Here is a 7,372-nt window from a genome sequence, read left to right as displayed (position 1 = left end):
TCATGAATTACTTTCATAAGTTCTCAAGTGGTCATATGAACTATGTCTGGAAACAATTAAATGCGAGACTATTAAAATGGGTTAAATGGGAAAAGGGTTTGGGGGTAAGAGCAGCAATTAAATGGTTGCAAATACAATACAAACTCAACCCTTATTTATTCCCACACTGGCAAGTGGCACATCCGTAAGTTATAATTAACTTGTGATTTATAAACAAGAAGAGCCGTGTGATGGGAGACTATCAAGCACGGTTCCGTGAGAACGTAAGGGTGAAAATCCCTTGCGTGACTCGATTGGCAGAAATATGCTGATACTGCTTTATTTTCGAAAAATATTCAAGATTGACCAAAACATTTATTAGACCGAGTTACGAAAACAATGATAAAGAAGTACAACGAATGGTATAACAGCTTGACACCTTTGAAGAAGTTAATTATTTCGTTCATCTTAAATTGGTTTTATTGGCTTATCGCTTGGTTAATTGCTGAACAGTTTGTTTTTGACGAGAAACGTTCATGGAAATATCATGTCTTTCATGCAACTTGGATGGCATTCTTTATAACTATACCTTTTAATAGGAAAGAATTGAAGCAGATTTTTAAAAGACAGTCACACGACAAGAAATTTGAAAACGAAAAACACCCAACAAGATGAACAAGAGTATAGCACGAAAGGTGGGACTATTCTTCTACCTTCCAACAAATTTTATTTTTATGATTTTCCCACGACAAACTTGGGGGAATATCTACATAGTGACAATTTATCTAATTCTATGTTTGTTTTTCATTTATCTAATATTTGGAAAACGACACAATAAATCAAAAGACTAGTTATAATCCTAATATTTAAGTAAACTGACCTAATGGCTAAATGACCAATACTTCTGCCAACAAAAGGCTTTACGCAAGTTGGGCTTTCAGCAATGGCCCATCAGCTTTGGTATTTCAAATGAGCTTCAGTAATTTGGCTTTAAATAATCGAGTTTTAAGTGGCCAAGCCAGCAGCGGGAACAATCCTTCCCCACCCTGCGTAAAGCCTCGGGCGTGTGTGACTTGAATTAAACATTATTGAGATTAATGTTTAAATGCTGTAAAACAGATGGAAGAATTTCTCTGATAATAGCGAGAAATTATGGTCTTCCGAAGACGACTTTCTGGAGTAGTTTTCAAACCACTTTATGCTGCAATAATTGGAAACGATTTTGTAGTGAGCGATAAAGAAAAACAGGAACGATGATTTCTGTAGGTGCGTAATACAAGAGCTGAACGCAAGTGAACCAATGATGAAGCCTCGTAAGGGCAATAGCGATGTCGAAAGTAAGCAGTTACGTTTGTGTTTACGAATAGAGTGTAATGAATACCAGATTATAGGTTACACGGCATCCGGGGTTAAGTTGGCAGGACTGTATTATAGGCTGTTTTATGGAACAAGTGAAGTCATTGTTGTTTTGTAAAATCGAAAGAGGAACAAACGCTTTTGGATGAGGCGAAGCAATGGCGGCAGACTTAATCATAGTAGTGAGGAAACTTAAGAAACTAAGTGGAGCGAAGGATTAAGCTTGTTTAGTTATCAAAACCAATTTACAACCAGCAATGGGATGACAGATTATTTTGAGTACAAAATCACAACCAATTACCAAGTTAATGGTGTGGCAGGCGTACAAGAGAGTAAGAGCCAATCAAGGGAGTGCTGGCATAGATGGTATGACATGGGAATATGTAGACAAAAATGCATATAGATTATTATACAAGCTATGGAACAGACTTTCTTCAGGATCGTATTTTCCAGTACCTGTTCGCCAAGTTGCTATTGCAAAGAAAGATGGTGGAATAAGAAGTTTAGGCATTCCGACTGTCATGGACCGCATAGCACAACAAGTTGTTAAGCAACATTTAGAATTGCAGGTGGAACCCGTTTTTCATGAGGGGTCATTCGGATATCGACCAAATCGAAGCTGTCACGATGCTGTTGCAAAAGCCAACAGTAATTGTTTTAATCACGATTTTGTGATAGACATCGACATACAAGGCTTCTTCGATACCATTAACCATGAACTATTAATGACTGCGGTTGCGCATTACTGCAAAGACAAATGGGTACAATTGTATGTAGAGCGATGGTTAAAAGCGGGGATAATAGAGCAGGATGGCAAAGCCACAAGAACTGTGTTGGGTACACCACAAGGTGGAGTAATTAGTCCGTTATTAGCAAATATTTTTCTACATGTAGTATTTGATGGGTGGATGACAAAGGAACATCCAGAAAAGCCATTTGAACGATATGCAGACGATATAGTAGTTCATTGCAAGACGGAGAAACAAGCAATATATGTGCTTAACAAAATCAAGCAGAGAATGGAGAAGTGTAAACTAACCTTACACCCTACCAAAACAAGAATAGTCAATCTGAGAGGGTATTCAGAAAAGAAATACCCCAAAGGCTTTGACTTTTTAGGATTCACTATACGCCCCAATTGTGTAAAGTTTAAAGAAAAGGTTTTGATTGTTCCAAGCATCTTCATAAGTACTAAATCCAGGACTAGTTTACTGGAAAAGTTTAAAGATTGGAATATACACAAGCAGCGAAAACCACTTGTAACTATAGCCCAATATTTAACACCACAAATACGGGGAATCATGAATTACTTTCATAAGTTCTCAAGTGGTCATATGAACTATGTCTGGAAACAATTAAATGCGAGACTATTAAAATGGGTTAAATGGGAAAAGGGTTTGGGGGTAAGAGCAGCAATTAAATGGTTGCAAATACAATACAAACTCAACCCTTATTTATTCCCACACTGGCAAGTGGCACATCCGTAAGTTATAATTAACTTGTGATTTATAAACAAGAAGAGCCGTGTGATGGGAGACTATCAAGCACGGTTCCGTGAGAACGTAAGGGTGAAAATCCCTTGCGTGACTCGATTGTGCGTCACCCTGACAACACCAAACTTCAACCATAACTGCTTATGATTTTAAAAAAAGCCATCATCACAAATTTTAGAGGCATAAATGGCTCTATCACTGTAAATTTTGATATGTTCAACTGCATAGTTGGACAGAACGACGCCGGTAAATCAACAATTTTAAAAGCTCTTGACGCTGCACTAAATGAAACAGCGTTGACAAAAGCTGATTATAATGTAGCAGCTCAAAACAATCAAATATCAGTTGAACTATTCTTTGACGCAAGAAACAAAGAATGCCTTTTAGGTGAGGAAATACTTACGACAATTGAAGATGAGGAGTTAATAAACGCAGAAGGCTTATTGGTTTGGAAAAAAGTTTGGAATGTAACAGAGACTAATGTTACAAAGCCAAAAACTTCAATTGTAAGAAAAAAATATGATGGCAATAATGACTTTATTTTTAAAACCGAAGCTCAATTGATTACTCAATGTATTGCCAATCAAATTGCCTCCGCTAAAGGAAATGGAGAGGCTTATAACAACGTAGAAAAAAGACAAAAATTACGAGAATTTAATCAGCAGAATAATATTGCCTTCCAATTCGATGTTGAGGAAATTCCTGCTACAGGAACTTCAAAAGCCAAAGCAATAGGTGACGCTATCAAGAAAGTATTGCCAGCATTCCAGTATTTCAAAGCAGACACTTCCCTTTCAGATACTGATGCAACTATTCAGAAATACTTTAAGGACATGGCATTTAAGTTAATCAAAGATGAAATTGATACTGATGACATGGAAACAACAGTTAAAACACAATTGGAAGGTGTTTTACAAAAAGTAACAGATAAAATTAATGATGTCGTTAAATCAACAGAAAAGGTTAAGCCAAAAGTCGATTTCGATTGGAGCAAATTAATATCTACATCATTTGTTAGTGATGCGACAGGTAATGACTTGCCATTAAGTTCACGTGGTGACGGTTTTAGAAGAATTACCATGATGTCCTATTTCGAATACTTAGCTGAAACTGAAAGAACGGATGCTACACAACAAATCATTTTCGGGTTCGAAGAGCCGGAAACCTTCCTTCACCCATCCGCTCAAGAAAACTTATTCGACAAGCTAAATTCTCTATCTGAAAACGGTTATCAGGTAATTACATCAACGCATTCACCGACTATTGTCGGTAATACAAAACGGCATAATATTATTCACATCTCAAAGCCCAATAACACATATACACTTAATCAAAACGCAATTGATTTTAAGGAACTGGCTATAGACTTAGGTATTAAACCTGACAATACTTTTACACCTTTATTTTCAACTTCTAGATTACTATTTCTTGTTGAAGGAATTGATGATGTTAAAGCAATGCATCATAAAGCAACACTCTATAAACAAGCTGGATTAATTCCGCAGACTTTTGAAGAATTAAACGTAAATATCATTCCTATTGGTGGTTGCGGCGGCGTTAAGCATTGGGTAAATCTAGATTTGTTTACAAAACTTGAGAAGCCATTTTTTATTTTTCTGGACAGCGATAAAGAAAATGCTGGAGCTGTATCAACAAACGAGACAAACCTTATTGCATATGGATTGACATTAGGTACTGATTTTACAATTTCTAAAAAGAGACTCCTAGAAAATTATATACATCCGACAGCTTTACAAAGATTAGTTCCTGCGGCAGTAGTGACATATTCAGATTTTGACCACGCCAAGAATTTTTGCAAAGATTATCCTGACGATGCAATAAGAGCACATTTAGGCGGCAAAAGTGTTGCAGACAAACATTATTCAAGCTTGAACTTTGATGAACTTCGACTAACGTGGTTTGACGGTGTAGAAGATGAATTTATTAATTTGTACAACATAATAGTTGGAAAACTGAATTAAGAAGGGTGAACGCACAACAAAAGTATTTGCAAAAGCAGGGCTGGACAATGCAACGTCAGCTATGTCCAAACAGCAGCAGTGGTTCGGGCTCGACGTTAAATGTTCAACTTTGGTTGATAAATTCAACAACATATTTTCAAATGGGCATTTGTACCAAGCTGGACAATCAATGAATTCCCTGCCTTCGCAAATACTCGGACGTTGGAGGCAAGTGTTAATGAGCAACCTTAACCAAATTGACATATGAGACTAAAAAAAGCAAGAGTTCAAAATTATCGTAGCATTATTGACAGTGGTGAGTTTGAAATAGAAAAACTCAAAACTATAATGGTTGGACCCAATGAAGCGGGAAAAACTGTCTTATTGAAAGCGTTGCAGCAATTAAATAAGCCTGCGGAAGTTTCAGGTTTTGAAGCTTTGAGAGACTACCCTCGTTCTTTGCTAAACGACTTAGACACAGGGAAAGTAAACCCAAAGGATGTAACTGTAGTGACAGGCTACTTCGAACTTGAGCAGGGTGACAAAGATTTAATACCTGCAGAATTTCATAATTGCACCTATAAATATTACAAAAACATAGATAACTCAACTTATCATAGTTTAATTGATGCCCCAGCGAAAATTCATTACAAGGAAATCAAGAATGACATTATTCGACTGATTGCTCATCTTGACAAACAATACGCAAAGGACAATCCTGAAGAAGAAACAAAAAAGCCAAGTGTATTAATTAAAACCATTACTGATAACTTACAGGACAATTCCTTAATTGGAGAAGATTTATCAAAATCGCTGAAAGCCTTTTTAGAAAAACAATATCCGCTAGTCGACGAATCAAATGAAAAAGAAGAAGAGAGGTATCAAAAGCTAATTGAGCAAATTGAGTTTAATAAAAAACATGATGAAGTATTAGCAGTTCTGAGCAAACGTAAACCCGTATTCATACTTTTCAATAATTACTTCAAAGTAAAGCCATCCGTACATCTGGAACATTTGGCAACACGAACAGAACAAAATCTTTTAGATGACCAATACTATGATTATGGCAACTTGTGCTTATTGAAATTATTAGGGTTTTCAGCAAGAGAACTTTCCAATTTAGGTAAAACACAAAGTCCTAATATCAATGATGCCGCAGCTCTCAAAGTTTATAAAGATTCTCTTGATAGGAGGAGCTATAAATTAAATGCTGCCAGTGTAAGATTAACTGAGGAAATCAAGAAGGTTTGGATGCCTAACCCTGACAGACCAGAAGCGGATAAATTGAAAGTTGTTGCTGATGGACAATACTTAAAAGTCGTAGTAGAAGATGACATCGGAGTAGATATTGAACTTGACCAGCGTTCAGAAGGTTTTCAATGGCTCGTATCATTTTTTGTAGTCTTTTTTGCAGAAGCAATGGATAAACATAAGAATGCAATCTTATTGCTTGACGAACCTGGCATGAGCTTACATGGTTTGAAACAAAGGGATTTTAGAGATACAATTTCAAGACTTGCAGAACATAACCAAACAATTTACACGACACACTCACCATTTTTAGTTGGACCAGACGAACTTGATTTAGTACGTGTTGTCGAGCTAAAAAACAGAAAAGAAGGAACAAAAGTTCACACCACAATTTCTTCAAGTGACCCTGCAGGCTTATTGCCTCTGCAAGAAGCTTTAGGATATGATTTGGCTCAAAGTTTATTTTCTCAACAAAGAAATTTGGTTTTAGAAGGGCTTACAGATTATTGGTATTTAGATGCAGCTTCTCAATTATTGGCTGATGCAGGAATCGAAAGCCTTAATGATAAAATTGCATTGGTATTTGCCAATTCTGCCGGTAAAGTTGTCTATTATGCTACACTATTATTTGCCCACCATTTAAAAGTAGCAGCTCTTCTTGACTCAGATGCAGCTGGTGACCAAGCTGCACAACAAGAGAACCTTGTTCATACATTAGGCAATAAAAATATTTTGAGAACAAAAGATTATGTTACAGGAATTCCCAAAGCTGAAATTGAGGACTTGCTAAGAGTGACATTAATTTCAATTGTAAAATCAGAATATGGAATTGACACTTCGCCGACTGCAACAAGTCAGCCAAGTAGACCAATCGTCGACATTTTCACTGCTGAAGTCCCAAATTTCTCAAAATATAAACTTGCTAAAGCTTTTATTCGTTGGACAAAAACTAATGAGGCAAAGAATCTGACAAACGACGAAAGAGAGAATCTAAAGAAATTGATTCAACAGATAAATAAGTCGCTAAAATAACCGATACACCAGCCGCCAACAGTGCATTGGCAATATGGCGGGGAGACGAATGTATTCTCAACTTTTTGTTCGCTGTTCAGCTTCGGTTTCGGCAGACGAATAACGCCGAGCAACAGAATAAACAATGAGCATTTGTATCTTTAATCAGCAGCGGCACCGGGCGGACTGAACACAGAATACCGCCACATCGCCAATGCTTCAACGTTGCCTGCTATGTTAGAGCGACACCCTACACAACATTGACAGACAAACGGGGAAGCTGAAAACCGAATAGAGTAAGCACTACCAAAACCTTAAATA

At 36.9% G+C, this 7,372-nt stretch carries 3 protein-coding genes and 1 pseudogene; all 4 read left to right on the top strand.

Going from position 1 to position 7,372, the window contains the following annotated elements:
- Positions 1-188 (top strand): annotated as a pseudogene (locus tag F777_RS16830) (group II intron reverse transcriptase/maturase); the annotation flags it as partial.
- A gap of 1,455 nt (positions 189-1,643) precedes the next feature.
- On the top strand, positions 1,644-2,822 hold the full coding sequence (gene ltrA / locus F777_RS0113615; protein WP_051408625.1) for a group II intron reverse transcriptase/maturase: 1,179 nt from the start codon (positions 1,644-1,646) through the stop codon (positions 2,820-2,822).
- A 149-nt stretch (positions 2,823-2,971) separates the two neighbouring features.
- On the top strand, positions 2,972-4,810 hold the full coding sequence (locus tag F777_RS0113610; RefSeq protein ID WP_037369521.1) for an ATP-dependent nuclease: 1,839 nt from the start codon (positions 2,972-2,974) through the stop codon (positions 4,808-4,810).
- 243 nt (positions 4,811-5,053) lie between these two features.
- Positions 5,054-7,072 (top strand): AAA family ATPase, encoded by a 2,019-nt coding sequence (locus F777_RS0113600; RefSeq protein WP_026752523.1) that lies wholly within the window; start codon positions 5,054-5,056, stop codon positions 7,070-7,072.
- Positions 7,073-7,372 lie beyond the last annotated feature (300 nt).

It is taken from the genome of Sediminibacterium sp. C3, assembly GCF_000508085.1.
Lineage (GTDB): Bacteria > Bacteroidota > Bacteroidia > Chitinophagales > Chitinophagaceae > Sediminibacterium.
This window is presented reverse-complemented; position numbering and strand designations above follow the sequence as displayed.

Excerpts from the sequence above, each read along its gene's own strand:
- ltrA (WP_051408625.1), top strand. The coding sequence starts at position 1,644 with ATGGTGTGGCAGGCGTACAAGAGAGTAAGAGCCAATCAAGGGAGTGCT.
- F777_RS0113610 (WP_037369521.1), top strand. The coding sequence starts at position 2,972 with ATGATTTTAAAAAAAGCCATCATCACAAATTTTAGAGGCATAAATGGC.
- F777_RS0113600 (WP_026752523.1), top strand. The coding sequence starts at position 5,054 with ATGAGACTAAAAAAAGCAAGAGTTCAAAATTATCGTAGCATTATTGAC.